The organism is Pseudomonas sp. FW305-3-2-15-E-TSA4 (assembly GCF_058787295.1).
The window spans coordinates 197,837-222,535 of sequence record NZ_JBYSZP010000004.1; the positions used below are offsets into that span (position 1 = coordinate 197,837).

Annotated in this window: 22 protein-coding genes; 10 read left to right on the forward strand and 12 right to left on the reverse strand. The window is 61.3% G+C overall.

Features of this window, described 5'->3' with window-relative positions:
• Positions 1–9: 9 nt before the first annotated feature.
• The 5 genes from AC3WMV_RS07140 to AC3WMV_RS07160 form a co-directional block, all read right to left on the reverse strand.
• The gene (locus AC3WMV_RS07140; RefSeq protein WP_103367397.1) at positions 10–858 is read right to left on the reverse strand and encodes an ABC transporter permease; all 849 of its coding nucleotides are present in this window, start codon (positions 856–858) and stop codon (positions 10–12) included.
• Complete coding sequence (locus tag AC3WMV_RS07145; RefSeq protein ID WP_025111659.1) at positions 855–1,763, reverse strand: ABC transporter permease; 909 nt, start codon at positions 1,761–1,763, stop codon at positions 855–857. The genes AC3WMV_RS07140 and AC3WMV_RS07145 overlap by 4 nt, the downstream gene beginning before the upstream one ends.
• 243 nt (positions 1,764–2,006) lie before the next feature.
• The gene (locus AC3WMV_RS07150; protein ID WP_103367396.1) at positions 2,007–3,110 is read right to left on the reverse strand and encodes an ABC transporter substrate-binding protein; all 1,104 of its coding nucleotides are present in this window, start codon (positions 3,108–3,110) and stop codon (positions 2,007–2,009) included.
• A gap of 217 nt (positions 3,111–3,327) precedes the next feature.
• The gene (locus AC3WMV_RS07155) at positions 3,328–4,779 is read right to left on the reverse strand and encodes an aldehyde dehydrogenase family protein (RefSeq protein WP_103367395.1); all 1,452 of its coding nucleotides are present in this window, start codon (positions 4,777–4,779) and stop codon (positions 3,328–3,330) included.
• Complete coding sequence (locus tag AC3WMV_RS07160) at positions 4,776–6,413, reverse strand: 5-guanidino-2-oxopentanoate decarboxylase (RefSeq protein WP_103367394.1); 1,638 nt, start codon at positions 6,411–6,413, stop codon at positions 4,776–4,778. Before AC3WMV_RS07160 ends, AC3WMV_RS07155 begins: the two co-directional genes overlap by 4 nt.
• 225 nt (positions 6,414–6,638) lie before the next feature.
• Here AC3WMV_RS07160 and AC3WMV_RS07165 point away from each other — a divergent pair, with 225 nt between their 5' ends.
• Complete coding sequence (locus AC3WMV_RS07165) at positions 6,639–7,520, forward strand: LysR substrate-binding domain-containing protein (RefSeq protein WP_027612487.1); 882 nt, start codon at positions 6,639–6,641, stop codon at positions 7,518–7,520.
• Between the two features lie 124 nt (positions 7,521–7,644).
• Here AC3WMV_RS07165 and AC3WMV_RS07170 read toward each other — a convergent pair whose 3' ends face one another.
• Both AC3WMV_RS07170 and AC3WMV_RS07175 read right to left on the reverse strand, forming a co-directional pair.
• Positions 7,645–8,259 (reverse strand): NAD(P)-dependent oxidoreductase, encoded by a 615-nt coding sequence (locus tag AC3WMV_RS07170; RefSeq protein WP_103367393.1) that lies wholly within the window; start codon positions 8,257–8,259, stop codon positions 7,645–7,647.
• A 45-nt stretch (positions 8,260–8,304) separates the two neighbouring features.
• On the reverse strand, positions 8,305–9,183 hold the full coding sequence (locus AC3WMV_RS07175) for an MBL fold metallo-hydrolase (RefSeq protein WP_103367392.1): 879 nt from the start codon (positions 9,181–9,183) through the stop codon (positions 8,305–8,307).
• Between the two features lie 114 nt (positions 9,184–9,297).
• On the opposite strand from AC3WMV_RS07175, the gene AC3WMV_RS07180 reads away from it, so the two are divergent.
• Positions 9,298–10,203 (forward strand): LysR family transcriptional regulator, encoded by a 906-nt coding sequence (locus AC3WMV_RS07180; protein WP_207264429.1) that lies wholly within the window; start codon positions 9,298–9,300, stop codon positions 10,201–10,203.
• A 178-nt stretch (positions 10,204–10,381) separates the two neighbouring features.
• On the forward strand, positions 10,382–10,558 hold the full coding sequence (locus AC3WMV_RS07185; protein WP_007964044.1) for a hypothetical protein: 177 nt from the start codon (positions 10,382–10,384) through the stop codon (positions 10,556–10,558).
• 136 nt (positions 10,559–10,694) lie between these two features.
• On the opposite strand, the gene AC3WMV_RS07190 is transcribed toward AC3WMV_RS07185, so the two are convergent.
• Positions 10,695–11,579 carry a helix-turn-helix domain-containing protein gene (locus AC3WMV_RS07190; RefSeq protein ID WP_097086010.1) on the reverse strand — a complete coding sequence of 295 codons (885 nt, stop codon included), beginning with the start codon at positions 11,577–11,579 and terminating at the stop codon, positions 10,695–10,697.
• Positions 11,580–11,756: 177 nt separating this feature from the next.
• Between AC3WMV_RS07190 and pobA the strand changes: the two genes are divergently transcribed.
• Together pobA and AC3WMV_RS07200 are read left to right on the forward strand one after the other, a co-directional pair.
• Positions 11,757–12,950 (forward strand): 4-hydroxybenzoate 3-monooxygenase, encoded by a 1,194-nt coding sequence (gene pobA / locus AC3WMV_RS07195; RefSeq protein WP_103367390.1) that lies wholly within the window; start codon positions 11,757–11,759, stop codon positions 12,948–12,950.
• A 79-nt stretch (positions 12,951–13,029) separates the two neighbouring features.
• Entirely contained in the window at positions 13,030–14,547 is a 1,518-nt protein-coding gene (locus AC3WMV_RS07200) for an MDR family MFS transporter (protein ID WP_098965330.1), read from the forward strand.
• Between the two features lie 143 nt (positions 14,548–14,690).
• On the opposite strand, the gene AC3WMV_RS07205 is transcribed toward AC3WMV_RS07200, so the two are convergent.
• From AC3WMV_RS07205 to AC3WMV_RS07220, 4 genes are all read right to left on the reverse strand, one after another.
• Positions 14,691–15,539, reverse strand: a complete 849-nt coding sequence (locus AC3WMV_RS07205) for a cache domain-containing protein (RefSeq protein WP_096795121.1) — start codon at positions 15,537–15,539, stop codon at positions 14,691–14,693.
• A gap of 230 nt (positions 15,540–15,769) precedes the next feature.
• On the reverse strand, positions 15,770–16,624 hold the full coding sequence (locus tag AC3WMV_RS07210) for an ATPase (RefSeq protein ID WP_103367389.1): 855 nt from the start codon (positions 16,622–16,624) through the stop codon (positions 15,770–15,772).
• 116 nt (positions 16,625–16,740) lie between these two features.
• Entirely contained in the window at positions 16,741–17,733 is a 993-nt protein-coding gene (locus tag AC3WMV_RS07215; protein ID WP_027612479.1) for an NAD-dependent epimerase/dehydratase family protein, read from the reverse strand.
• A 53-nt stretch (positions 17,734–17,786) separates the two neighbouring features.
• Positions 17,787–18,680: a LysR family transcriptional regulator ArgP gene (locus AC3WMV_RS07220; protein WP_103367388.1), complete on the reverse strand. Its 894-nt coding sequence runs from the start codon at positions 18,678–18,680 to the stop codon at positions 17,787–17,789.
• A 96-nt stretch (positions 18,681–18,776) separates the two neighbouring features.
• Between AC3WMV_RS07220 and AC3WMV_RS07225 the strand changes: the two genes are divergently transcribed.
• From AC3WMV_RS07225 to AC3WMV_RS07245, 5 genes are all read left to right on the forward strand, one after another.
• Positions 18,777–19,178 carry an ACT domain-containing protein gene (locus AC3WMV_RS07225; RefSeq protein ID WP_103367387.1) on the forward strand — a complete coding sequence of 134 codons (402 nt, stop codon included), beginning with the start codon at positions 18,777–18,779 and terminating at the stop codon, positions 19,176–19,178.
• A gap of 6 nt (positions 19,179–19,184) precedes the next feature.
• The gene (locus AC3WMV_RS07230; RefSeq protein WP_027612476.1) at positions 19,185–19,787 is read left to right on the forward strand and encodes a LysE/ArgO family amino acid transporter; all 603 of its coding nucleotides are present in this window, start codon (positions 19,185–19,187) and stop codon (positions 19,785–19,787) included.
• A 176-nt stretch (positions 19,788–19,963) separates the two neighbouring features.
• Entirely contained in the window at positions 19,964–20,560 is a 597-nt protein-coding gene (locus AC3WMV_RS07235) for a superoxide dismutase (protein WP_003227660.1), read from the forward strand.
• Between the two features lie 321 nt (positions 20,561–20,881).
• Entirely contained in the window at positions 20,882–22,933 is a 2,052-nt protein-coding gene (locus AC3WMV_RS07240) for a putative bifunctional diguanylate cyclase/phosphodiesterase (RefSeq protein ID WP_096795124.1), read from the forward strand.
• Between the two features lie 230 nt (positions 22,934–23,163).
• Complete coding sequence (locus AC3WMV_RS07245; RefSeq protein WP_103367385.1) at positions 23,164–24,507, forward strand: imelysin family protein; 1,344 nt, start codon at positions 23,164–23,166, stop codon at positions 24,505–24,507.
• Positions 24,508–24,699: the final 192 nt, after the last annotated feature.

Consider the following 24,699-nt stretch of genomic DNA (forward strand, 5'->3'; position numbering starts at 1 on the left):
CACCTCAAATCAAAAGGAAACGCCGCCCTCGCCCACCAGCTTCTCCAGCGCCCAGATCAGGACGAAGTCGATCAGCACGATCAGCACGGCAAACGAGAACACGGTGGGGTCGAGCGATGACACGGTGCGGCTGTACATCCAGATCGGCACGGTCATGACGTCGATGGTGTAGAGGAAATAGGTCACGGTGAATTCGTTGAACGAGACGATGAACGCCAGCAGCATCCCCGCCAGAATCCCCGACTTCATCAACGGCACCACCACGTCGACAATCGCCCGCAGCGGTGAAGCGCCGAGCATCCGCGCCGCCTCTTCGACTTCGCTGCCGATGGAGAGCATGGCAGCGGTGCAGTTTTTCACCACGAACGGCAGCGCCAGAATCACGTGGGCAATCACCAACCGCGAGGTGGTCAGGTGAAACGGCAGGCTGTCGAACACCAGCAGCAACGCCAGCCCCAACACCACCATCGGAAACACCAGCGGAAGCGACATCAGTTGCAGCGCCACGGCTTTACCACGGAACTCGCAACGGGTCAGCGCATAGGCGGCGGGCACCGCGATCAACGTGGCGAAAACCATGGTCAGGCACGACACCAGCAGGCTGGTGGCCATGGCCTGGCCGAGGCTCAGCACGTCGCTGGCGTCTGGCGAGACGAAGGTGTGCCAGGCCGCCTTGTACCACTGCAGGCTGTAGCTGCTCGGCGGGAAGTCGAGGTTCGACGCACCGCTGAACGACATGACGATCATGGTCAGGATCGGCAACACCGCCAGCAGCAGAATGAACCCGGAGAGGATCCCGGCGAACTTGCCGGTGTCGCCGGGCAGCAGCGCCATGCGCTTGTTGGTCAGGGTATTCATTGCGAAGCCTCCAGCAGCCGCCGACGACGGCCGGTGATGTATTCAGACAGGGTCATGATCGCCAGCGTGGTGACGATCAGCACCACCCCGGCAGCGGATGCCGCGGGCCAGTTCATCAGCGGCGCGATCTGGTCATGCACCATCACCGCGAGCATCGGCACACGGCGGCCACCGAGCAGCAACGGCACGACAAAACTGCTGGCGTTGTAGGCGAACACCAGCGTCGCCCCGGTGATGATCCCCGGCAGACTCATCGGCAACACCACCTGACGGAACACTTGAAAACGACTGGCGCCCAGTGTCGCCGCCGCCTCTTCGTAGGTACGCGCAACACCGCGCATGGCGCTGGCAATCGGCAGCACGGCCAAAGGAAACGCGGTCTGCACCAGGCCCATCAGCACGCCGTTCTGGTTGTACAGCAGCATGATCGGGCGCTTGATCAGGCCCAGGCCCATCAGCGTCTGGTTGAGCATCCCGCCCGGGCCGAGAATCACCAGCCAGCCGTAGCTTTGCAGCAGCAGGTTGACCAGCAGCGGCAACAGCACCGCCGCGAGGAAAATCCGCCGCACGAACGGCGAGGTCAGCCGTGACATGGTGTACGCCACCGGGATCGCCAGCAGCACCGCGATCACTGCACTGATCAGCGCCAGACGCAGGGTCAGCAGCAGGGACTTGAGATAATAGGGTTCGAGCAATTGCGCGTAGCTGGCGAGGCTGAACCCGCTCCATTCCGCGCCTTTAGTGCCGACGCTCATGCGCAGCACCAGCAGGCTGGCGGCGATCAGCACGCCGAGAAACAGCATCGACGGCGTGAGGAAAAACCACGCCCGGGCGGTCGGCGAAATACCGCGCGCCGGGCGCACGTCAGCGGCGCCAACCGGTTGGGTCAGGGATTGATGTTCCATAGCAATGATCTCGTCAATGGAAAGCTAATCTCGCAAACACCTCAATCTCCTGTGGGAGTCATTTTTTGTGGTGAGGGGATTTATCCCCGACCGGCTGCGAAGCAGTCGCAAAACCATCGTGCGCGGTACATTTGATGCACCGTATTTGCTGATCTTGGGGCAGCTACGCTGCCCATCGGGGATAAATCCCCTCACCACAGGACTCGCTCCCACAGGGGGCCCGTGGTGTTCGGGAGGCCGGCGTCAGGAAGAAAAAATTTCCGTATAGCGACGAATCCATTGGTCATGCACGGTCGCCAGGAAGGCGTTGTCGTGCATGATCGCCTTCTCGGCAATCTGCTCCGGCGTGAGGATGTACGGGCTCTTGCGCGCTTCGGCGGAGATGATCGCCTTGGCGTTGACCGGGCCGTTGAAGATGTCTTCGGCCATCTTGCCCTGCACCAGCGGGTCGAGAGAGTGGTCGATGAAGGCGTAGGCCAGGTCTGTGTCGCCCGGCCGGCTCTTCGGCATCACCGAGAGCATCAGGTCGGTGTAAAAACCTTCCTTCATGCCGAACGTGGCACCGAGGCCGTAGTTCGGATCGCGGATCTGCTTGGGGAAGAATGCCGGAGCATACAAGCCGCCCATGTCCAACGACCCGGTGCGGAACAGTTCGGCGATCTGGTTCGGATTCTCGCCGAGGGTGACCACGCGCTCCTTCAGCTCGGCGAGTTTCTTGAAGCCCGGCTCGATGTTGTGTTCGTCACCGCCGGCCAGTTTCGCGGCGATGATGATCAGGTCCATCGCCTCGGTCCAGTTCGGCGGCGGCAGGAAAATGTTCGGCGCCAGATCGGCATCCCACAGCGCGGCATAACTGTCCGGTGCCTGTTTGAGGGTGCGGGTGCTGTAGACCAGACTGTTGCACCACAGCAGGTAACCGATGCCGTGCCCGTTGGCGCCGGTGCGGTATTTTTCCGGTACGTCGATCAGGTTTGGAATCCGGTTGAGGTCGGGTTTTTCCAGCAGCCCGGCGGCGGCCAGACCTTCGGCGCCGACCCCGGCCAGGGTGATGATGTCGTACTGCGGACGGTCACCGCCGGCCTTGAGTTTGGCGACCATTTCCGAGGTGCTGCCGGTGCGGTCGGCGATGACCTTGGCGCCGGTCTTGGCCTCGAAGGTGGCGGCGATGTTGCGCAGTGCGGCGAGGCCGGTGTCATCCGACCAGGTCAACAAGCGCAGGGTCTTGCCGGCGAACCGCGTGTCGCTGGCGCTGGCCCGGATGAAGGGCATGCTCAGGGCCGCCGCCGCTACCGAGGCGACGCCGACGGTTTTAATGAATTGACGCCTGTTCAGATCATGCTCGCCCATGAAGGACTCCCTTTGTTCTTTTAAGTATGAGGTTGGTCGCAACCGTTGCATCCGCGCGGCCGGATCCGCTGCAGGCCTTGTATTCAAAGGCCTGCAGCGCTGCCGACGGGTTCATCCTGAGGTCGTGCAATACACCTGACTATCGATAAAAACTCATCGAAGCCATGACACCGACGCATGCCTCGTTGCGAGGCATGCGCTCACCTTTTTCGGGCGCTCAGAGCGCCCGGATCACGTGTTTGATTTCCTGAAACGCAGCCAGGCCCCACGGCCCCAATTCGCGGCCGATGCTGCTCTGCTTATAGCCGCCCCACGCCGTCTGCGGGAAGATCACTTGCGGCGCGTTGAGCCATACAAGCCCCGCCTGCAGGGCGTTGGCGACGCGGTCGGCGGTCTCGGCGTTACGCGTCACCACACTGGCGACCAGCCCGAACTGGCTGTCGTTGGCCAGGGCAATCGCCTCGGCTTCGCTGCTGAAACTGCGCACGCAGAGCACCGGGCCGAAAATCTCTTCACACCACAACGCACTGTCGAGGGGCACGTCGGTGAACACCGTTGGCTGCAAAAAATAACCGCGTGGCAGATGCGCCGGATGATTGCCGCCGCACACCAGCTTGGCGCCAGCGCTCAAGCCACGGTCGATGTGACCGAGCACGCGCTGGTATTGCGCCTGATTGACCAGCGCGCCCATCTCCACGTCCGGGTCGAACGGATCGGCCACGCGAATCGCTTGCGCGCGCTTTTGCAGACGCTCAAGAAATTCATCGGCCAGCTCATCGGCGACCAGCACCCGGCTGGTGGCCGAGCACATCTGCCCGGCGTTGAAGAAACCGCCGCCGCAGGCCAGTTCCACCGCCAGTTCCAAATCGGCATCTTCAAGCACCAGCAGCGAAGATTTGCCGCCCAGTTCCAGGCTCACGCCCTTCACCGTTTCGGCGGCGCGCTGCATTACTTGCACACCGACGGCGTTGCTGCCGGTGAAGGAAATCTTGGCGATACGCGGATCCGCCGACAGCGGCGCACCGACCGCCAGACCGGTGCCGCAGACCAGGTTGAACACACCGTTGGGCAGACCGGATTCAGCGATGATCGCCGCCAGTTCCAGCTCCGGCAGCGGCGTGACTTCCGACGGTTTGAGCACCACGCAGCAACCGGCGGCCAAGGCCGGGGCGAGCTTCCACGCTGTGGTGACCATCGGGAAATTCCACGGCACGATCAGCCCGACCACACCGCACGGTTCACGACGCAGACGCGCGCTGAAGTCATCGCTGGGCAGCGCCACGTTGCTGTCGAGTTGTGCGTCGAGGCCTTCGGCCAATTCGGCGTAATACTCGAACGTGGCGATCACATCATCGACATCGATCGCCGCTTCGAATTGCGGTTTGCCGTTGTTGCTCGACTGCAACTTCATCAAGTGGTCACGACCGTTGCGCACGCCGTTGGCGATGTTGCGCAGAATCGCGCCACGCTCGGCGCCAGTGGTTTTCGACCAGCGCTTGAACGCTTCAGTGGCGGCGCTGACGGCCAGATCAACCGCGCGTTCATCGCCGCCATTGACCGTGGTCAGCAGCGCTTCGGTGGCCGGGTTGATCACCCGCAGATGCTCACGTCCGGCCGACCATTGACCGTTGATGTACAGGCCATCGAGTGTGGTTGGGAAATTGATCATTGGGCCACCGCCTGCATCCACTGGGTCTGGTCGATTTCGATCAGGGTCGGGCCCTGACGATCGGTGGCAGCACGCAGCGCGCCGCGCAATTGTTCGACCGAGCTGATCGCTTCGGCGGCGCAGCCCAGGGCCTTGGCCACGCCGATGAAATCCGGGGTGTAGATATCGACGCCGACCGGTTCGATGGCGCGGTTGACCATGTATTTTTTGATCTCTTCGTAACCCTGGTTATTCCACAGCAGGATGATCACCAGCGTACGCGCTTCAACCGCGCTGGCCAGTTCCGGCAGGGTGAACTGCAAGCCACCGTCGCCGATCAGGCACACCACTGGCGGACGAGCACCGTCCTCGACGCTACCGCCGAGCCACGCGCCAATCGCCGCCGGCAGGGCGTAACCGAGGGTGCCGTAGCCGGTGGACGAGTTGAACCAGCGCCGTGGACGTTCCGGGTTGAACGTGAGGTTGCCGGTGTACACCGGTTGTGTGGAGTCGCCGACGAATACTGCGTCCGGCAACTCGTGCAGAACGGTTTCCAGAAAACGGGTCTGGGCCAGGGTTGGCGCGTCCCAGGTCGCGGCCAGCTCATCGCGCAGACGCGCTGCCCGCACCTGGCCCCAATCGTTGCGCCGCTCGGCCAGCGCCTGCTGCGACAGTGCGCCGAGCAGCACTTGCGCGGCGTTGCGCGAGTCGGCGACCAAGGCCAGGTGCGGCGGATAGTTGCGCACGGTCTGATCGGCATCGATGTCGATGCGCAACAGCTTGCCGGGGATTTCAAAGCCGCCGGCGAAGGTCACGTCGTAATCGGTTTCGGCCAGTTCGGTACCGATCGCCAGCACCACGTCGGCATCGGCCACCAGTGCGCGAGTGGCGACCAGGCTTTGCGTCGAGCCGATCAGCAGCGGATGGCTGGAGGGCAACATGCCTTTGGCGTTGATGGTCAGCGCCACCGGGGCGTTGAGCAGCTCGGCCAGCTCAGTCAGTTCGGCGGCGGCATCGATGGCGCCGCCACCGGCGAGAATCAGCGGACGTTGAGCGCCGGCCAGCAACTCAGTCATGCGCCGTACTGCAGCCGGTGCAGCCCCGGCGCGGTCGATGTGCACCGGAACGCTGGCGAGCAGCTCATCAGCCTCTTCTACCAAAACATCCAGCGGAATCTCGATGTGCACCGGACGCGGACGCCCGGCCTGAAACAGTGCGAAAGCACGGGCCAGCACGCCGGGCAATTCCGCCGCCGACATCAGGGTGTGGGAGAACGCCGCGACGCCACCGACCAGCGCGCTCTGGTTCGGCAACTCGTGGAGCTTGCCGCGACCGCCGCCCAACTGGCTGCGGGTCTGCACGCTGGAGATCACCAGCATCGGGATCGAGTCGGCGTAGGCCTGGCCCATCGCGGTGGTGATGTTGGTCATGCCCGGGCCAGTGATAATGAAACACACACCCGGTTTGCCGCTGGTGCGCGAATAGCCGTCAGCCATGAATCCGGCGCCCTGCTCGTGCCGTGGAGTGACGTGGTTGATGCTCGAACGGGCCAGCCCGCGATACAGCTCCACGGTGTGCACCCCGGGAATGCCGAACACCTGCTCGACCCCGTAATCCTCGAGTAACTTGACCAGTACTTCGCCACACGTCGCCATGTCGATTGCCCTTTTGTCAGCTAAAAACACAGATCCCGTGTAGGAGTGAGCCTGCTCGCGAAAGCGCTGGATCAGCCAACATCAATGCTGAATGTGAAACAGCCTTCGCGAGCAGGCTCGCTCCCACATGACCTGAACATGGGCTCATTGAACGGGCGGCAGGTAGCGGCAACAATCGATTAAAAGTCATACTAGCCATGTCCTCACGTCATACCTTGGATCCCCATGAAACGACTGCCTCCCCTGCCCGCCCTGCACACGTTTCTGATCACCGCGCAGTGCTGCAACTTCACCCGGGCAGCCGAGCAGTTGCACATCACCCAGGGCGCCGTGAGCCGGCAGATTGCCGGGCTGGAAGCTCATCTGGGGTATGAGTTGTTCATCCGTCTGGCCCGAGGCCTGGAACTGACCGCCGAAGGACGCGAATGGCTGCCACGGGTGGAAAAGATCTTCGGCCTGATCAGCGAGGCCACCGAGCAGATCGGTCGCAAGCGGCAAACCCTGCAACTCAAGGCGCCCAGCTGCGTGATGCGCTGGCTGGTGCCGCGCCTGCTGCAATGGCAAAAGGAACGCCCGGACGTGCCGGTCAAACTGACCACTACACTGGCCCATGGCGTCGACTTTCAGCGTGAGCAATTCGATGCGGCGGTGATCTACGGCACGCCGCCGGACAACTCCTCGACCGCGCTGCATCTGTTTGATGAACAGCTGACACCGGTCTGCTCGCCAGCATTATTGAAAGGCCCACCGGCGCTGAGCGAACCGGCCGACCTGCAACAGCATCTGCTGCTGCATCCGACCCGCGACACCCAGGACTGGACGGTGTGGCTGACCGCCGCCGAATTGCAGTTGAGCAACGTCAACATGGGGCAGCATTTCGAGACGCTGGATCAGGCGATGTCGATGGCGTCGCATGGGACGGGTGTGGCGATTGGCGACTGGTCACTGATCGGCGATGACCTGCGCGCGGGGCGGCTGGTGATGCCGTTTGATCTGAAGGTGAAGACGGGGCTGGGCTACTACGTGGTGATGCCGCAGGGCGGGGAAGCGTCGCCGCAGCTGGAGGAGTTGATGATCTGGCTGGTGGAGCAGGCGCATACCCGCTGAAGTACACAGATCCCTCCTGTGGGAGCGGGCTTGCTCGCGAATGCAGTGTGTCAATCACTTCAAATGTCGCTGACACACCGCCTTCGCGAGCAAGCCCGCTCCCACATTTGGTCTGCGTCGTTGCTTAATACCCGACGGTAAACCGCTGACGCGAATGCTTCGGCGTTTCCACTTCGTCAATCAGCGCAATCGCGTAATCGGCGAAAGTGATCCAGCTGCGACCTTCAGCACTGAACAGCAAATGATCCTTGCCAACGCGGAAGGTGCCGGTGCGCTCACCTTCGACGAACTCTGCCGATGGCGAGAGGAAAGTCCAGTCCAGATCCTTCTCCTGACGCAAGGCATCAAGAAACGCCGCGCCAGCGCTGGCCTCGGTTTTGTACTCAGCGGGGAAACCGGCGCTGTCGATCACTCGGGTGTCGTCCGGCAGCAACAGCGAACCGGCACCGCCAACCACCAGCAGACGCTTCACACCCGCCTGCTTCACCGGGCCGACCACGGCACTGGCCGGTACCGTGGCGAAGTGCGCGGCGCTGATCACCACGTCGTGACCGGCCACTGCCGCTTGCAGCGCCGTCGAATCCAGCACATCGACATTCTTGCTGACCACACCGCCACGCGCGCCGATCTTCGAGGTGTCGCGGGCGATGGCAGTGACGCTATGCCCACGACGCAGGGCTTCTTCCAGCAGTTGGCTACCGGCACGGCCGGTGGCACCAATGATTGCGATCTTGCTCATGACATTCTCCAGTTGGCTTGAGAGTGCTGCGTTTTCAGAATCGGGTTACCACTTCATCTCGCCCTTGGCGACTTTGGCACTCAGTTCCAGCGAACTTTCTTCGCCGAGTTTCGGGTAGCGCTTCTGCATGGCCTTGATCAGTGCGGCGGAATCCTTGGCCTTGGCGGTTTCTTCGTCGAAAGCCTTAATGTAGTCGGCGGTGAATTTCACGCTGGCCAGCGAGCGGCTGCTCTCGCCCAGGTAGTGACCCGGCACCACGGTTTTCGGCTTCAGGGTTTCGATCGAGTGCAGGGTTTGCAGCCAGTCGGCGTGGGATTGCGCGGTCTGGGTATCGGCCATCCACACATGAATATTCTCGGCGACCACAACGCCACCGACCACGGCCTTGAGCGACGGAATCCACACGAAGCTGCGATCCGGTTGTTTGCCTTCAAGACCGACCACCTGCAACTTCTGCCCTTCGAGCATCAGGCTATCGCCCTTGAGCACGCCCGGCACGATGGTTTTGGCCGGTACGTCGCCGCCCATTTTCGGGCCCCAGAAGGCAAGTTTGCCGGCGACGGTTTTGTTGATGTGATCGACGGTCGGCTGCGAGGCCAGCACTTCGGCGTCGGGGAAGGCCTGGGTCAGGGTGTCGAGGCCGAAGTAGTAATCCGGGTCACCGTGGCTGATGTAAATGGTGGTCAGGTGCTTGCCGCTGGCGCGGATCTTTTCCACCACCTGCTCGGCCTGGGCCTTGCCGAATTGTGCATCGACCAGAATCGCGTCTTTCTCGCCGCTGACCAGCACCGAAGTCACCGGGAAAATCGCGTGGGTGCCCGGGTTGTAAACGTCCAGAGTCAGGTTGGCGGCAGCGGCGTGGGCCGCGAAACCGAGGGTGGCGGTGGCCAGCAAAACGCGCTTGAGGGTAGTGAAGCCGATCATCTGTTGCTCCGTGATCCGAATGCCGTGTTTGGCGATGGGACAGAGCTTAGTTGCCTGACTCGGTACAAAAAATGCGATGCTTGGACATAGTTTGTTTCTGAAAGCGGGCAAATCATGGATCGTCTTCAAGCAATGCGCGTGTTTGTCACAGTGGTGGATCTGGGCAGCCAGTCGGCGGCGGCCGATCATCTGGACCTGTCACGGCCAGTGGTGTCGCGCTATCTGGCGGAGCTGGAAGACTGGGTCGGCGCGCGTCTGATGCACCGCACCACACGCAAGTTGAGCCTGACTGCCGCCGGCAGCGAAATCCTGCCGCGCTGTCGGCAGATGCTCGAACTCTCGACCGACATGCAGGCGGCAGTCAGTGAACCACACGATGCACCGCGAGGATTGCTGCGTATCAGCGTCAGTACCTCGTTCGGCCAGGCGCAACTGGCCGATGCGATGGCGGCGTACGTCAAACGTTACACCGGGGTCAGCATCGATCTGCAGATGCTCGACCGCACGGTGAATCTGGTGGATGAGCGCATCGATCTGGCGATCCGCACCAGCAATGACCTCGATCCGAACCTGATCGCCCGGCGCCTGACCGTGTGCCGCTCGGTGGTCTGCGCCGCACCGGCTTATTTGCGCGACAACCCGCCACCGCAGCGGGTCGAGGACCTGAGCCGGCACAACTGCCTGACCCACTCCTACTTCGGCAAGAGCCTGTGGCATTTCGAGGAGGACGGCGAGCCCGTGTCGGTGCCGGTGCAGGGCAACATCAGCGCCAACGAGGCCAGCACTCTATTGCGCGCAACCCTGGCCGGTGCCGGCGTGGCGATGCTGCCGACCTATCAGGCCGGGGTGCATGTGCATGCCGGTGAACTGGTGCGCCTGCTGCCGGATGCCGAGCCACGGCAGATGAACATCTACGCGGTGTACGCCTCACGCAAGCATATGCCGGCGGCGTTGCGCAGCATGCTGGATTTTCTGGTGCAGCGGTTTCCCGAGAATCCAGAGTGGGATATCGGCTTGTAAATTCCATCCCCTGTGGGAGCGAGCCTGCTCGCGAAAAGGGTGTGTCAGTCGACAGTATTGTGGCTGACACACCGCTTTCGCGAGCAGGCTCGCTCCCACAGGTTTGTGGCTGGCAACTCTATGCCGCTGACCTATGCTGAAAGTAATACCGCAGGGTATGCGTTCAGAGGTCTACGCCATGAACATCAGAACAAGAAGGTACTTCGCGATTTTCATCACCTGCGCTGCCACGCTGGCGCTGTACGGCACCGCGGCCTGGCGGGTCGAGCAACTGCGACAGCTGCCGCGCGAATACGCCAGCTGCAATTTCGAGCGCTGTATTCCGCACAATGCGACGCTGAATGCATTGCGCTGATTGACCTGAGCTGGAATGCGATCCTGTGGGAGGGGGCTTGCTCCCGAATGCGGTGTGCCATTCAGCATTGATGCACACTGATACACCGCTTTCGGGAGCAAGCCCCCTCCCACAGGATATCGCCAGGTTTACAGGATCACTGTTCGGCCTTCAGCCGGTCGCGAAACGCCTTTGGCGAAATGCCCACCCTGCGCCGGAACAGGCGCGTGAAGTTGGTCGGGTCGGAAAACCCCAACAACTCCGACATCTCGTAAATGGTCATGCTGGTGTAGGTCAGCAAACGTTTGGCTTCCAGTAACTGGCGTTCGTGCATGATCTGCAGCGCTGGCTGCCCTGCCAGTTCGCGGCAGGTGCCGTTGAGGTGTGATACCGAAATCCCCAGACGATGGGCCAGGTCTTCGACCTTCACATGCTGGCGGTACGTCTCCTCCACCAATTGAATGAACCCGTTGAGGTATTCGCGCTGGCGTTGCGGCCGCTGGCTGGCGTTATGGCGCACGAGCGCCTGTCGGCTGACCCAGACCATGATCACGCTGACCAGCGAATGCATGAGCATTTCCCGCGCGGGTTGATGGCCGTTGTACTCGGCCTGCAACGCTGAAAACAGACTGTTCAGATACTCCGCGTCCTTGCCCGCCGGGTAGTGCTCGGCCTGGGCCAGTGCGTGCACCGAGTTGCCCAGTTGCGCCTGCAGGTGATTGATCAGCGGATTGGCGAGGGTGACGACGAATCCTTCGACGTCCTCGGAAAAGCGAAAGCCATGCACCGACAACGGTGGCAGGACTTGAATCGCGGGTTGGTTGAGCTGCGTGCGTTGACCTTCGATTTCAAGCTCTGCCTGACCTTTGAAGACGAAGAGCAACTGGCACAAATCGGCGTGGCGGTGGGGTTTGATTTCCCATTGATGTTCGCGGCTGCGTTTGGAAATGGTTTCACAGTGCAGCAAGTCAGGGGTCGGCCAGTCCAGGCTTTCACCGTAGAGCTTGAACACCGGAATCGAAGGCAGGTCAGGCTTGTTCATCACTTCAATCCAGGCCTCGAGGTTGCGGGCGATAATCGCACCGATTGGCAGAATGTACAGGTATCGGCTCAGTTTTCACCTTCAATTGACAGACCCGCAAGGGAAAAATGCAAGCACTCGATCCATAAAAATCATTCACCGGCGCCTGTCGCGTGAAGCTTGCGAGTCATAAAAACAATGAAAACGCTGAAAACCCAAGTCGCCATCATTGGCGCCGGTCCGTCCGGATTGCTCCTCGGTCAGTTGCTGTACAACGCCGGCATCGACACCCTGATTCTCGAACGCCAGACACCCGACTATGTCCTCGGACGAATTCGCGCCGGCGTGCTTGAACAAGGCATGGTAGAGCTGTTGCGCCAGGCCGGCGTAGGCGCGCGCATGGATGCCGAAGGGCTGGTGCACGCCGGCTTCGATCTGGCACTGGATGGGCGTCTGGCACACATCGATCTGCAGGCTTTGACCGGCGGCAAAACCGTCATGGTTTACGGTCAGACCGAAGTCACGCGCGACCTGATGGCCGCTCGTCGGGAGGCTGGCGCACTGTCGTTTTATGAAGTGAGCCATGTCGTTCCTCACGGCATGAAAAGCGACGAGGCCTTTGTCACCTTCGAAAAGGATGGCGAAACCTGGCGCGTCGATTGCGATTACATCGCCGGTTGCGATGGTTTTCACGGCGTGGCCCGGCAGTCGATTCCCGAGGACTGCCTGAAGATTTTCGAGCGGGTCTATCCGTTCGGCTGGCTGGGGATTCTCGCCGACACCCCGCCGGTGCACGAAGAGCTGGTCTACGCCCGGCACGCACGCGGCTTCGCCCTGTGCAGCATGCGTTCGGCCACCCGCACCCGTTACTACTTGCAAGTGCCGGCGGAAGAAAACGTCGCCGACTGGTCCGACGAGCGCTTTTGGGCTGAACTGAAAACCCGTCTGCCCGCCGCGCTTGCCGAAAAACTGGTGACTGGCCCGTCGATTGAAAAAAGCATCGCGCCGCTGCGCAGTTTTGTCGTCGAGCCGATGCAGTACGGGCGGATGTTTCTGCTCGGCGATGCCGCGCACATTGTGCCGCCCACCGGCGCCAAGGGCCTGAACCTGGCCGCCAGCGATGTCAGTACGCTGTTCAACATTCTGCTGAAGGTTTATCGCGAAGGGCGCACCGATCTGCTGGAAAAATACTCGGAAATCTGCCTGCGCCGGGTATGGAAAGCCGAACGTTTCTCCTGGTGGATGACTTCGATGCTGCACCGCTTCGACGAGCATGATGATTTCAGCCAACGGATCAGCGCCTCGGAACTGGACTACTTTGTCAGTTCAGAAGCGGGTCGAAAAACCATTGCAGAAAATTACGTCGGACTTCCGTACGAGGCTATCGAATAGCCTGCTACCGACTTACACTGGCGAGCATCCACCCGCGCGCAATGGCCGTGCGGGTCCATCACTGCCCGCAGGCTCGCCCGTGACCAATCTCAATCACCCTGAAACGCCCAAACCGGCCATTCGCAGCGTGCTGGTCGCGTTGATGATGGCGATTTTTCTCGGCGCGCTGGACCAGACCATCGTCGCCGTCTCGATGCCCGCCATCTCCGCACAGTTCAAGGACGTCAGCCTGCTGGCCTGGGTGATTTCCGGGTACATGGTGGCAATGACCGTGGCGGTGCCGATCTACGGCAAACTCGGAGATTTGTACGGACGGCGCAAACTGATGCTGTTCGGCATGGGTCTGTTCACCCTCGCCTCGCTGTTCTGCGGCATGGCGCAAAGCATGGAACAACTGGTGCTGGCGCGGATTCTCCAGGGCATCGGCGCCGGCGGGATGATTTCGGTCAGTCAGGCGATCATCGGCGACATCGTACCGCCGCGCGAACGCGGGCGTTATCAGGGTTATTTCAGCAGCATGTACGCGGTGGCCAGCGTCGCCGGGCCGGTGCTCGGCGGCTACATGACCGAATACCTGTCGTGGCGCTGGGTGTTTCTGATCAATCTGCCACTGGGGCTGGGCGCCTGGTGGGTTGCCAATCGCAATCTGCGCGGGTTGCCGATTCCGCAGCGCAAACCGATCATCGACTACCTCGGCACGCTGTTGATGATCATCGGTTTGACCGCCCTGCTGCTCGCCATCACTCAGGTCGGTCAGGGTCATTCGTGGCGCAGCAGTGAAGTGCTCGGTTTGTTCGCCTGCGCGGTGCTGGTGCTGGCGGTGTTCGTCTGGCATGAACGCCGGGCGCGTGAGCCGCTGCTGCCGATGCACTTGTTCACCAACCGCAACGCGTTGCTGTGCTGGTGCACGATTTTCTTCACCAGTTTTCAGGCGATTTCGCTGATCGTGTTGATGCCGCTGCGCTTCCAGAGCGTCACCGGTGCCGGGGCCGATGCGGCGGCGCTGCACTTGCTGCCGCTGGCAATGGGGCTGCCGATCGGCGCTTATTTCGCCGGACGCCGTACTTCGGTGACCGGTCGCTACAAACCACAGATTCTGACCGGCGCGCTGCTGATGCCGATCTCGATTCTCGGCATGGCGTTCAGCCCACCCGATGCGACGCTGGTCAGCAGCCTGTTCATGCTGCTCAGCGGGATTGCCGGCGGCATGCAGTTCCCGACTTCACTGGTGGGTACGCAGAACTCGGTGGAACAACGCGACATCGGCGTCGCCACCAGCACCACCAACCTGTTCCGTTCGCTGGGCGGCGCAGTGGGTGTGGCGTTGATGTCGGCGCTGTTGCTGGCGTTGTTGCAGGATTCGAGTTTCGCCCATCTGGCGAGCAACTCGCTGCTCAGCGAAGGGCATTCGGGCAACGTGCTGCTCGACGGTTTGAACGCCGCGCCGGGCGATGCGCAGAACGCCTTGCGCGCCGAGCTTTCGGTGACGTTCCGGCATCTGCTGTGGGTGAGTACGGCGGTATCGCTGCTGGGGCTGGCGGCGGCAATTGCGATGCCGAACAACCTGCTGCGCGGGCGCGAGCACGGCGCCAAATAGGCACAGGTGCCATGAAAACCTGTGGGAGCGAGCCTGCTCGCGAAAGCGGTGTGTCATTCAACTGTGATGTCAGCTGACATCACAGTTGAATGACACACCGCTTTCGCGAGCAGGCTCGCTCCCACAGGGGGGCAAAGGTGTTTTCAAGGACTGTAGTAACCCACCGCCACCAGGAAATGCCCGACCTTCTTCAGGTAGGCATGCTTGTCCTCGACCTTGCCGGTCACCGGGTTTTTCCAGCGGTATTCGTATTCACCGTCATCCTGTTTGGCGATCAGCGCCAGAATCGGCTCGCCCACCGGTTTGCCTTCCGGGTCCTTGATCTTGCTGAAATCGGTGTTGATCAAGCGCAGGTTGGTGCCGTGGGCAACGTAGCGTTGGGTGTCCAGATCGACCACGAACACATACAGGTCATCCTGCAGATAACCGCCCTTGAGCGAGTTGATGGCCGTCAGGGTGCCCTTCTCGTTTTTTCCCAGATCGGTTGCAGCCTTGTCGAGAAGTGCCTTGGCCTGCTCGGCTGAAGCACGCGGCAGGTAATAACCGACGGCCAGAATCCGCTGACCGATGCGCTGGTAATAAACATGTTTGCGCTCGACCTTGCCGTCCGCCCAGTTCTGCCAGCGGTATTCGGCCTGTTGAATGCCGTTGCCTTCCGGCACTAGCAAGGCGTCCTTGAAGGCCTTCTGCAAATCCGGCGCAAGCACTTCGCTGACGTCACGGCCGATCAAGGCTGAGGACGGCCCGCCGCTGGCGAGCATCACGCCTTTGGTGTCGACCACGAACACGTAGCGATCCTTGTCGACGAACTCGCCCTGACGGCTGAACGCGGCGAAGGCCTTGTCGCCATTGTCGTGGTAATAGGCCAGCGCCTTTTCCAGCAGCGCAATGGCGGCCTTGCTGTCGTCCTTCTGCGCGGTGGCGGCGTTGACCTGCCCTGCCCCCACAAAAAGCATCACCCCGAGCCACGCCACTTTATGCAAAAACCCCATAACGCTTCCCTCGTTCTTGTTGGTGTTTCAAGAGCGTAGACGGCTTGGGGTCGGACGGAGCGCCGAATCCTGTAGCGAGGGGATTTATCCCCGATGGGCTGCGCAGCAGCCCTGATGGAGAGAACACATATTTTCTGACGCACCGAGCTGATGGTTTGGGAGCTGCTGCGCAGCCCCATCGGGGATGAATCCCCTCACCACAAAGGTCCCTGGCTACAGTTCATCAGGCCCTATGGCCGGGCATTGATCTGCTGTTGCAGGTTCTGGATCTGCGCCTGCAGGGTGTTGAGGTTGCGGGTCATCTGCCCGCGGAATGCGTCGAACTCGGCGGTATTGCCGCCACCCTGCGCAGCGGCCGGACGGTTGTCCTGTTCACTCTTGAGAACGACGATTTCCTGCTCCAGACGCTCGATCGCCGCGCTCGGATTGCCTTGCTTTTTCAGCGCGGTGATATCAGCGCCGAGGCTTTTCAGCTGCGCGTCATCACTCTTGAGCTGAGCGTCGACCTTACCGGTGTCGGCCGGGGTGCTTTTCAGGGTCGCCAGTTCGGCGCTCAAGGCTTTGACCTGAGCCTGCAACTGGGTATTGGCGTTCTGTTGCTCGGTGGTCTGCGCGGTCATCTGTGCCAGACGCTTGTCCAGATCACTGGTCTGACCGACCACGCCTTGCTGCTGTTTGCTCTGATCCAGCAACTGGGTTTCCAGCTGTTTGATCTGCAGCTTCAACGCTTCGCTGTCGCTGTTGACGTTGCTCTGGCTGGCGACGACCTTGCCGGAAATGTCCTGCAGGCGCCCCGCCGCTTCCTCGCTGATGCGTGCAAAGCTTTCCTGGGTCGCGACCAATTGCTGCTCCATCAGCGAAATCTGCTGGAAGCTCCACCAGGCCAGGCCGATGAAGGCAAAGAACAACGCGCCGACCAGTGCCCACAGCGGCCCGGTACTCGCAGCCTTGACCTTGACCACCGGCGGCGTGCGCGAGTGCACCGAGGTGCGAGCGGAGGGCGGAATGTCATCGTCGTCAAAGGTGTCGGCCCGCAGGCTCGGTACATCGTCGAAATCGTCGTTGGCATCGTTACGCATGGACATTGAGGCAACCTTTGTGGAACGCGGTGATGGCTAAATGCTGCGAAGTATAACCGCCGCAGCCGCAGGGATTGACCCTCAAGCGGCAGTGCGGTTCATTGCCGGCCGACCGACTTGTATCAACGGATGTCCTGAGCTTTCCACCAGCCACAGAACTCGTCGAGGGCCGACCACAGGCTGACTTTCGGATCGTAGTCCAGATAATGCCGGGCGCGGCTGATGTCGAGGGTGAAATTTTTCTTCATGACTTGCATGCCCAACCGCGACAGGGTCGGCTCCGGGCGGCCCGGCCAGAGTTTGCACACGCCTTCGTTGAGCGCAGCAACGCTGTAGGCCAGACCGTACGAGCGGTATTTGCTGACCTGCGGCACTTCCATCTTGCGCATCACATAATTGACCACATCCCACAACGGCACCGGTGCGCCATTGCTGATGTTGTAGGCCTTGCCCAACGCGGAACCGGCCGCCAGCAGACTGCTGAGCAGCGCTTCGTTGAGGTTTTGCACGCTGGTGAAGTCGACCTTGTTCAGGCCGTCACCGATGATCGCCAGACGCCCCTTGCGCTGCATGTTCAGCAGGCGCGGGAAGATGCTCATGTCGCCGGCGCCAGTGACGAAACGCGGGCGCAGGGCGATGGTTTCCAGACCGAATTCCTGTGCGCCAAAGACCTTTTGCTCGGCCAGGTATTTGGTCGCCGCGTAGTGATGTTTGAAGCGCTTGGGCACTTGCTCTTCGGTCAGGCCGAGGTGATCGCGGCCATCGAAATAGATCGACGGCGACGACAGATGCACCAGCCGCCGCACGCGCTGCTTGAGGCAGGCTTCGACGACGTTTTCGGTGACCTGCACGTTGCCCTGATGAAAGTCCTGATAGCGCCCCCACAAGCCGACGGCGCCGGCGCAGTGCACCACGGCTTCGACGTCGGCGCAGAGCTCGCGCACCAGATCCGCATCGGTGAGATCGCCCGGGACGAACTCGGCGCCACGGCGCACCAGATGCTCGACGCTTTCGGCCCGGCGACCGTTGACCCGCACATCCAGGCCCTGCTCCAGGGCGAAACGCGCAAAGCGTCCGCCAATGAAGCCGCTTGCGCCGGTGACCAGAATTTTCATGTAACGCTCCGATGTCTTTCGTTTACCTGATACGTCTGTCTTGACGCTGACCATCAGCCCAAGGGCACCAGCCAGCGCGGTGAAGAACGTAGCAATTGCTCGGTCAGCAAGGCCAGCAGCTGACCGCCATTGCGCCAATGATGCCAGTACAACGGCACATCGATCGGTTTATCTGGCAACAGTTCGCGCAATACGCCGCGTTGCAGTTGATCGCGCACTTGCAGTTCCGGCACCAGGCCCCAACCAAACCCGGCTTCGGTCAGACGCACAAAACCTTCGGAGGACGGGCACAAATGATGCTCGAAACCACCATCGACACCGAGCGATGCGAGGTAGCGATGCTGGAGAAAATCGTCCGGGCCGAACACCAGCGCCGGGGTGCGCGGCAGCTGCTCGGCGCGCACCCCGTCGGGGAAATGCCGCTCGATAAACGCCGGACTGGCCAGCGCCCGATAGCGCATCGCCCCGAGCAACACGCTACGCGCACCGGCCACCGGGCGCTCGCTGGCACAGACACACGCCGCCACTTCCCCGGCACGCATGCGCTTGAGGCCGACGGTCTGATCTTCCACCACCAGATCCAGCAATAAATGCTGCTCGGCGCAGAAATCGCCCACGGCCTCGGCCCACCAGGTGGCGAGGCTGTCGGCGTTGAGGGCGATGCGCAGACGCTCCGGCAGGCCTTCTTCGTCGAGCGCTGGCACCAGGGTCTGCAAGTCACGTTCGAGCAGGCGCACCTGCTGCACATGGTTGAGCAGGCGCCGGCCAATCTCGGTCGGCGATGGCGGCGTGCCGCGTACCAGCACCGGTTGGCCGACCCGCGCTTCCAGCAGTTTGATCCGCTGGGAGATCGCCGATTGCGACAAGCCCAGCACCTGCGCGGCGCGCTCGAATCCAGCCTGCTCGACCACGGCGGCCAGAGCGGAAAGCAATTTGTAGTCGAACATCAGTTTTCCTAATGAGCGATCAGCACTATTGGTTTTTCTTATACCGCTTTCGACCGGAGAATAGCCAGCAAGCACTCTTTATCAAGGAACACGGCAATGGCTGGCGAAACCTCACTCACAACTCTGCTGCGCAGCATGAGCCCGCAGCTCAATGCAGGCGAATACGTGTTCTGCACCCTGCGTGACGGCCAGTTGCCGAGCGGTGTGGAGCTTGTCGGCAGCTTCCGCGAGCAGGAAGGCCTGACCGTTATTCTGGAGCGCTCCCAGGCTGAACGCGCCGGGTTCGCTTTTGATTATGTGGCGGCGTGGATCACCCTCAACGTGCATTCGGCACTGGAAGCCGTCGGCCTCACCGCGGCGTTCGCCAGCGCATTGGGCAAGGCCGGAATCAGTTGCAACGTGATCGCCGGTTATTACCACGATCATTTGTTTGTCGGTCAGGCCGACGCCGAGCGCGCCATGCACGTGCTGCGCGATCTCGCAGCTAACGCGGAGTAACTCTTTATGTGGCAAAGCTATGTGAACGGCCTGCTGGTGGCCTTGGGGCTGATCATGGCGATCGGCACCCAGAACGCTTTTGTGCTGGCGCAGAGTCTGCGACGCGAACATCACCTGCCGGTGGCGGCGTTGTGTGTGGCGTGCGATGCGCTGCTGGTGGCGGCCGGGGTGTTTGGCTTGGCCACCGTGTTGGCGCAGAACCCGACATTGCTCGCGGTGGCACGCTGGGGCGGCGCGGTCTTTCTGATCTGGTATGGCAGCCAGGCGCTGCGAAGGGCGTTCTCGAAACAGAGCCTGGATCAGGGTGAAAACCACACCGTACGCTCGTTGCGCGCGGTGATGCTCAGCGCGCTGGCAGTGACACTGCTCAACCCGCACGTTTATCTGGACACGGTGTTGCTGATCGGCTCGCTGGGGGCGCAGCAGTCGGTGCCGGGCGCGTATGTCGTGGGCGCCGCGAGTGCGTCGCTGCTGTGGTTTTTCACCTTGGCGCTAGGTGCCGCGTGGCTTGCACCGTGGCTGGCTCGGCCGAGTACCTGGCGGATTCTTGATCTTCTCGTGGCAGTGATGATGTTCACCGTGGCGGGCCAATTGATTATCGCCAACTGATTTATTCCAAAAGGCTCTGGAACCTCTATCCCACACAGTTGTTGCGTGGTTAAGCCTTGACCCCGGTGCTATGATCCGAACCCTGCGCCGCAAAGAGTAAAAACTCGTCGGTGCATTTCTGGCCGCCCGTGATCGGCCTTGCGCTCACCGCAACAGACCTGATTAGGAGAATCATCATGGCTTTCGAATTGCCGCCGCTGCCTTACGCACACGATGCCCTGCAGCCGCACATTTCCAAGGAAACCCTGGAATTTCACCACGACAAGCACCACAACACCTATGTCGTGAACCTGAACAACCTGGTGCCAGGCACCGAGTTCGAAGGCAAGACCCTGGAAGAGATCGTCAAGACTTCCTCGGGCGGCATCTTCAATAACGCCGCTCAGGTCTGGAACCACACTTTCTACTGGAACTGCCTGGCGCCAAACGCCGGCGGTCAACCAACCGGCGCGCTGGCTGAAGCCATCAACGCGGCTTTCGGTTCGTTCGACAAGTTCAAGGAAGAGTTCAGCAAAACCTCGATCGGCACCTTCGGTTCCGGCTGGGGCTGGCTGGTGAAAAAGGCTGACGGTTCCCTGGCCCTGGCCAGCACCATCGGCGCCGGCAACCCGCTGACCAGCGGCGACACCCCGCTGCTGACCTGCGACGTCTGGGAACACGCTTACTACATCGACTACCGCAACCTGCGTCCGAAGTACGTTGAAGCGTTCTGGAACCTGGTCAACTGGAAGTTCGTCGCTGAGCAGTTCGAAGGCAAAACCTTCACCGCTTAAGCTACGCGCCAGATAAAAAACCCGGCTACGGCCGGGTTTTTTTATGCCTGCTTTTTTTTCACGATGAACGATGGCTCCGGCCGCTTGCCGGTGCAGCACAGCGGGCTACCATCAAATCAGCGAAAATTTGTTCCAGACTGCTCAAGTTGAGGGCCGAAACTACCGACACAGTACAAATAGAGCTGAGACTCCAGACAGCAGTATTTCGGCCAAGGCCACGGGCAAATGTTCCGAGGCTTGATTGTCCCTTTGACTGCCAACACGGGATTGCCAATACTCATGGCAACTTGACGCTACCCGCACGGAACAAGGAATAACCCTTTGAAGCTGGAACTCAAGAACAGCTTGTCGGTGAAGTTGCTCCGGGTCGTGCTCCTTTCGGCATTGATCGTCGGCGTGGTCTTGAGCTGCGCCCAGATTGTTTTCGATGCCTATAAAACCCGCCAGGCGGTGGCCGGCGACGCTCAGCGTATCCTCGACATGTTCCGTGATCCCTCGACTCAGGCGGTCTACAGCCTGGACCGGGAAATGGGCATGCAGGTGATCGAAGGCCTGTTCCAGGACGACGCGGTGCGCCAGGCTTCCATCGGCCATCCCAACGAAGCGATGCTCGCGCAAAAGTCCCGTGAGCTGCAGCACTCCAACAGCCGCTGGCTGACTGACTTGATTCTCGGTCAGGAACGCACCTTCACCACCCAACTGGTCGGTCGCGGCCCGTACAGCGAGTATTACGGCGACCTGAGCATCACCCTCGACACCGCCACCTATGGCGAGAGTTTCATCGTCAGTTCGGTGATCATTTTCATTTCCGGCGTTTTGCGCGCCCTGGCCATGGGCCTGGTGCTGTATCTGGTTTATCACTGGCTGCTGACCAAACCGCTGTCGCGGATCATCGAGCACCTGACCGAAATCAATCCCGATCGCCCCAGCGAGCACAAGATTCCACAGCTCAAGGGTCACGAAAAAAATGAACTCGGCATCTGGATCAACACCGCCAACCAGTTGCTCGAATCGATAGAACGTAACACCCACCTGCGCCACGAAGCGGAAAACAGCCTGCTGCGCATGGCCCAGTACGACTTCCTCACCGGCCTGCCGAACCGCCAGCAATTGCAGCAGCAACTGGACAAGATTCTGGTCGACGCCGGCAAGCTGCAACGCCGGGTCGCGGTGTTGTGCGTAGGGCTGGATGATTTCAAAGGAATCAACGAGCAGTTCAGCTACCAGACCGGCGACCAGTTGCTGCTGGCACTGGCCGACCGCCTGCGCGCCCACAGCGGTCGCCTCGGCGCCCTCGCCCGTCTGGGTGGCGACCAGTTTGCGCTGGTGCAGGCCGATATCGAGCAACCTTACGAAGCGGCGGAGCTGGCGCAGAGCATCCTCGATGATCTGGAAGCGGCGTTCGCCCTCGACCATCAGGAAATCCGCCTGCGCGCGACCATCGGCATCACCCTGTTCCCCGAGGACGGCGACAGCACCGAGAAGCTGTTGCAGAAGGCCGAGCAGACCATGACGCTGGCCAAGACCCGCTCGCGCAACCGCTATCAGTTCTACATCGCCAGCGTCGACAGCGAGATGCGCCGCCGTCGCGAACTGGAAAAAGACCTGCGCGACGCACTGATTCGCGACCAGTTCTACCTCGTCTATCAGCCGCAGATCAGCTACCGCGATCACCGCGTGGTCGGGGTCGAAGCGCTGATTCGCTGGCAGCATCCGGAACACGGTCTGGTGCCGCCGGACCTGTTCATTCCGCTGGCCGAACAGAACGGCACGATCATCGCCATAGGCGAGTGGGTGCTGGATCAGGCCTGCAAGCAATTGCGCGAATGGCACGATCAGGGCTTTGTCGATCTGCGCATGGCGGTCAATCTGTCCACCGTGCAACTGCACCACGCCGAGTTGCCGCGAGTGGTCAACAACCTGCTGCAGATCTACCGCCTGCCGCCGCGCAGCCTGGAGCTGGAAGTCACCGAAACCGGCCTGATGGAAGACATCAGCACCGCCGCCCAGCATCTGCTGAGCCTGCGCCGCTCCGGCGCGCTGATCGCCATCGACGACTTCGGCACCGGCTATTCATCACTGAGTTATCTGAAAAGCCTGCCGCTGGACAAGATCAAGATCGATAAGAGCTTCGTTCAGGATCTGCTGGATGACGACGATGATGCGACCATCGTTCGCGCGATCATCCAGCTGGGCAAGAGCCTGGGCATGCAGGTGATCGCCGAAGGCGTGGAAACCGCCGAGCAAGAGTCCTACATCATCTCCGAAGGCTGCCACGAAGGTCAGGGCTACCACTACAGCAAGCCGCTGCCTGCCCGGGAGCTGACGGCGTACCTCAAGCAAGCCCAACGCAGCAATGCTGCCATTCTCTAGAAGATCAAAAGATCGCAGCCTTCGGCAGCTCCTACAGGGATCGCGTGCCCCTGTCGGAGCTTTCGAGTGAAACGAGGCTGCGATCTTTTGATCTGCGCCATCACACTGGCGTAAATAAGAAATATTTCCAGCCACAGCCCTTTACACATAATGCGAAAGATTTGCATTATGTCGCAGCTTTGCGCACCCCCGCGCCCTGTCCATTCCATTACCGAAGCAGGATGTTCGCCATGATTCGTATGCCTCTGGCTACCGCCAGTCTGCTGGCCATCGCTATTTCCCTCGCCGGTTGCGGCGAAGGCAAAGACAAGGCTGCCGCCCCGGCCGCGCCGACGCCGGCCGCCAGCACCGCCGCCGCTCCAGCACCTGCCGCTGCCGGTAAAGTCGATGAAGCCGCCGCCAAGGCTGTGGTCGCGCATTACGCCGACATGGTCTTCGCCGTCTACAGCGATGCCGAATCCACTGCGAAAACCCTGCAAACGGCGGTCGACGCGTTCCTCGCCAAACCGAACGCCGACACCCTGAAAGCCGCCAAGGCTGCCTGGGTCGCTGCGCGCGTGCCTTACCTGCAGAGCGAAGTGTTCCGCTTCGGCAACACCATCATCGACGACTGGGAAGGTCAGGTGAACGCCTGGCCGCTGGACGAAGGCCTGATCGACTACGTCGACAAATCCTACGAGCACGCGCTGGGCAACCCGGGCGCCACCGCCAACATCATCGCCAACACTGAAGTGCAGGTCGGCGAAGACAAGGTCGATGTGAAAGACATCACCCCGGAAAAACTTGCCAGCCTCAACGAGCTGGGCGGTTCCGAAGCCAACGTCGCCACCGGCTACCACGCCATCGAATTCCTGCTCTGGGGCCAGGACCTGAACGGCACCGGCCCGGGCGCCGGCAACCGTCCAGCCTCGGACTACCTGGAAGGCGCAGGCGCCACTGGCGGTCACAACGATCGTCGCCGTGCCTACCTCAAAGCCGTGACCCAACTGCTGGTCAGCGGCCTGGAAGAAATGGTCGGCAACTGGAAGCCGAACGTGGCTGACAACTACCGCGCCACCCTGGAAGCCGAACCGGCTGAAAGCGGCCTGCGCAAAATGCTGTTCGGCATGGGCAGCCTGTCCCTGGGCGAATTGGCGGGCGAGCGCATGAAGGTTTCCCTGGAGGCCAACTCCCCGGAAGACGAACAGGATTGCTTCAGCGACAACACCCACAACTCGCACTTCTACGATGCCAAAGGCATTCGTAACGTGTACCTGGGCGAGTACACCCGCACCGACGGCACCAAAATGACCGGTGCCAGCCTGTCGTCGCTGGTGGCCAAGGCCGACCCGGCTGCCGACACCGCGCTGAAAGCCGATCTGGCCGCTACCGAAGCGAAAATCCAGGTCATGGTCGATCACGCCAACAAGGGTGAGCACTACGACCAGTTGATCGCTGCGGGCAACACCGCCGGCAACCAGATCGTGCGTGACGCCATCGCCGCACTGGTCAAGCAGACCGGCTCGATCGAAGCCGCTGCCGGCAAGCTGGGCATCAGCGACCTGAACCCGGACAACGCTGATCACGAGTTCTGATCAACGCTGGCTGCACCAGAAGGCGACCTCCGGGTCGCCTTTTTCATGCCTGCTTTTTGCGGTGATGCTGATGGCCTCATCGCTGGCAAGCCAGCTCCCACAGTGTTCGCGGCGTTCACACACTCCGGGTACAACACAAATCCTGTGGGAGCTGGCTTGCCAGCGATGGCTGCGCCTCGGTCTCGAGTGAAA

Bases quoted from the DNA above. Each gene is read 5' to 3' on its own strand.
- AC3WMV_RS07140 (WP_103367397.1), bottom strand. From the start codon at position 858: ATGAATACCCTGACCAACAAGCGCATGGCGCTGCTGCCCGGCGACACC.
- AC3WMV_RS07145 (WP_025111659.1), bottom strand. From the start codon at position 1,763: ATGGAACATCAATCCCTGACCCAACCGGTTGGCGCCGCTGACGTGCGC.
- AC3WMV_RS07150 (WP_103367396.1), bottom strand. From the start codon at position 3,110: ATGGGCGAGCATGATCTGAACAGGCGTCAATTCATTAAAACCGTCGGC.
- AC3WMV_RS07155 (WP_103367395.1), bottom strand. From the start codon at position 4,779: ATGATCAATTTCCCAACCACACTCGATGGCCTGTACATCAACGGTCAA.
- AC3WMV_RS07160 (WP_103367394.1), bottom strand. From the start codon at position 6,413: ATGGCGACGTGTGGCGAAGTACTGGTCAAGTTACTCGAGGATTACGGG.
- AC3WMV_RS07165 (WP_027612487.1), top strand. From the start codon at position 6,639: ATGAAACGACTGCCTCCCCTGCCCGCCCTGCACACGTTTCTGATCACC.
- AC3WMV_RS07170 (WP_103367393.1), bottom strand. From the start codon at position 8,259: ATGAGCAAGATCGCAATCATTGGTGCCACCGGCCGTGCCGGTAGCCAA.
- AC3WMV_RS07175 (WP_103367392.1), bottom strand. From the start codon at position 9,183: ATGATCGGCTTCACTACCCTCAAGCGCGTTTTGCTGGCCACCGCCACC.
- AC3WMV_RS07180 (WP_207264429.1), top strand. From the start codon at position 9,298: ATGGATCGTCTTCAAGCAATGCGCGTGTTTGTCACAGTGGTGGATCTG.
- AC3WMV_RS07185 (WP_007964044.1), top strand. From the start codon at position 10,382: ATGAACATCAGAACAAGAAGGTACTTCGCGATTTTCATCACCTGCGCT.
- AC3WMV_RS07190 (WP_097086010.1), bottom strand. From the start codon at position 11,579: ATGAACAAGCCTGACCTGCCTTCGATTCCGGTGTTCAAGCTCTACGGT.
- pobA (WP_103367390.1), top strand. From the start codon at position 11,757: ATGAAAACGCTGAAAACCCAAGTCGCCATCATTGGCGCCGGTCCGTCC.
- AC3WMV_RS07205 (WP_096795121.1), bottom strand. From the start codon at position 15,539: ATGGGGTTTTTGCATAAAGTGGCGTGGCTCGGGGTGATGCTTTTTGTG.
- AC3WMV_RS07210 (WP_103367389.1), bottom strand. From the start codon at position 16,624: ATGTCCATGCGTAACGATGCCAACGACGATTTCGACGATGTACCGAGC.
- AC3WMV_RS07215 (WP_027612479.1), bottom strand. From the start codon at position 17,733: ATGAAAATTCTGGTCACCGGCGCAAGCGGCTTCATTGGCGGACGCTTT.
- AC3WMV_RS07220 (WP_103367388.1), bottom strand. From the start codon at position 18,680: ATGTTCGACTACAAATTGCTTTCCGCTCTGGCCGCCGTGGTCGAGCAG.
- AC3WMV_RS07225 (WP_103367387.1), top strand. From the start codon at position 18,777: ATGGCTGGCGAAACCTCACTCACAACTCTGCTGCGCAGCATGAGCCCG.
- AC3WMV_RS07230 (WP_027612476.1), top strand. From the start codon at position 19,185: ATGTGGCAAAGCTATGTGAACGGCCTGCTGGTGGCCTTGGGGCTGATC.
- AC3WMV_RS07235 (WP_003227660.1), top strand. From the start codon at position 19,964: ATGGCTTTCGAATTGCCGCCGCTGCCTTACGCACACGATGCCCTGCAG.
- AC3WMV_RS07245 (WP_103367385.1), top strand. From the start codon at position 23,164: ATGATTCGTATGCCTCTGGCTACCGCCAGTCTGCTGGCCATCGCTATT.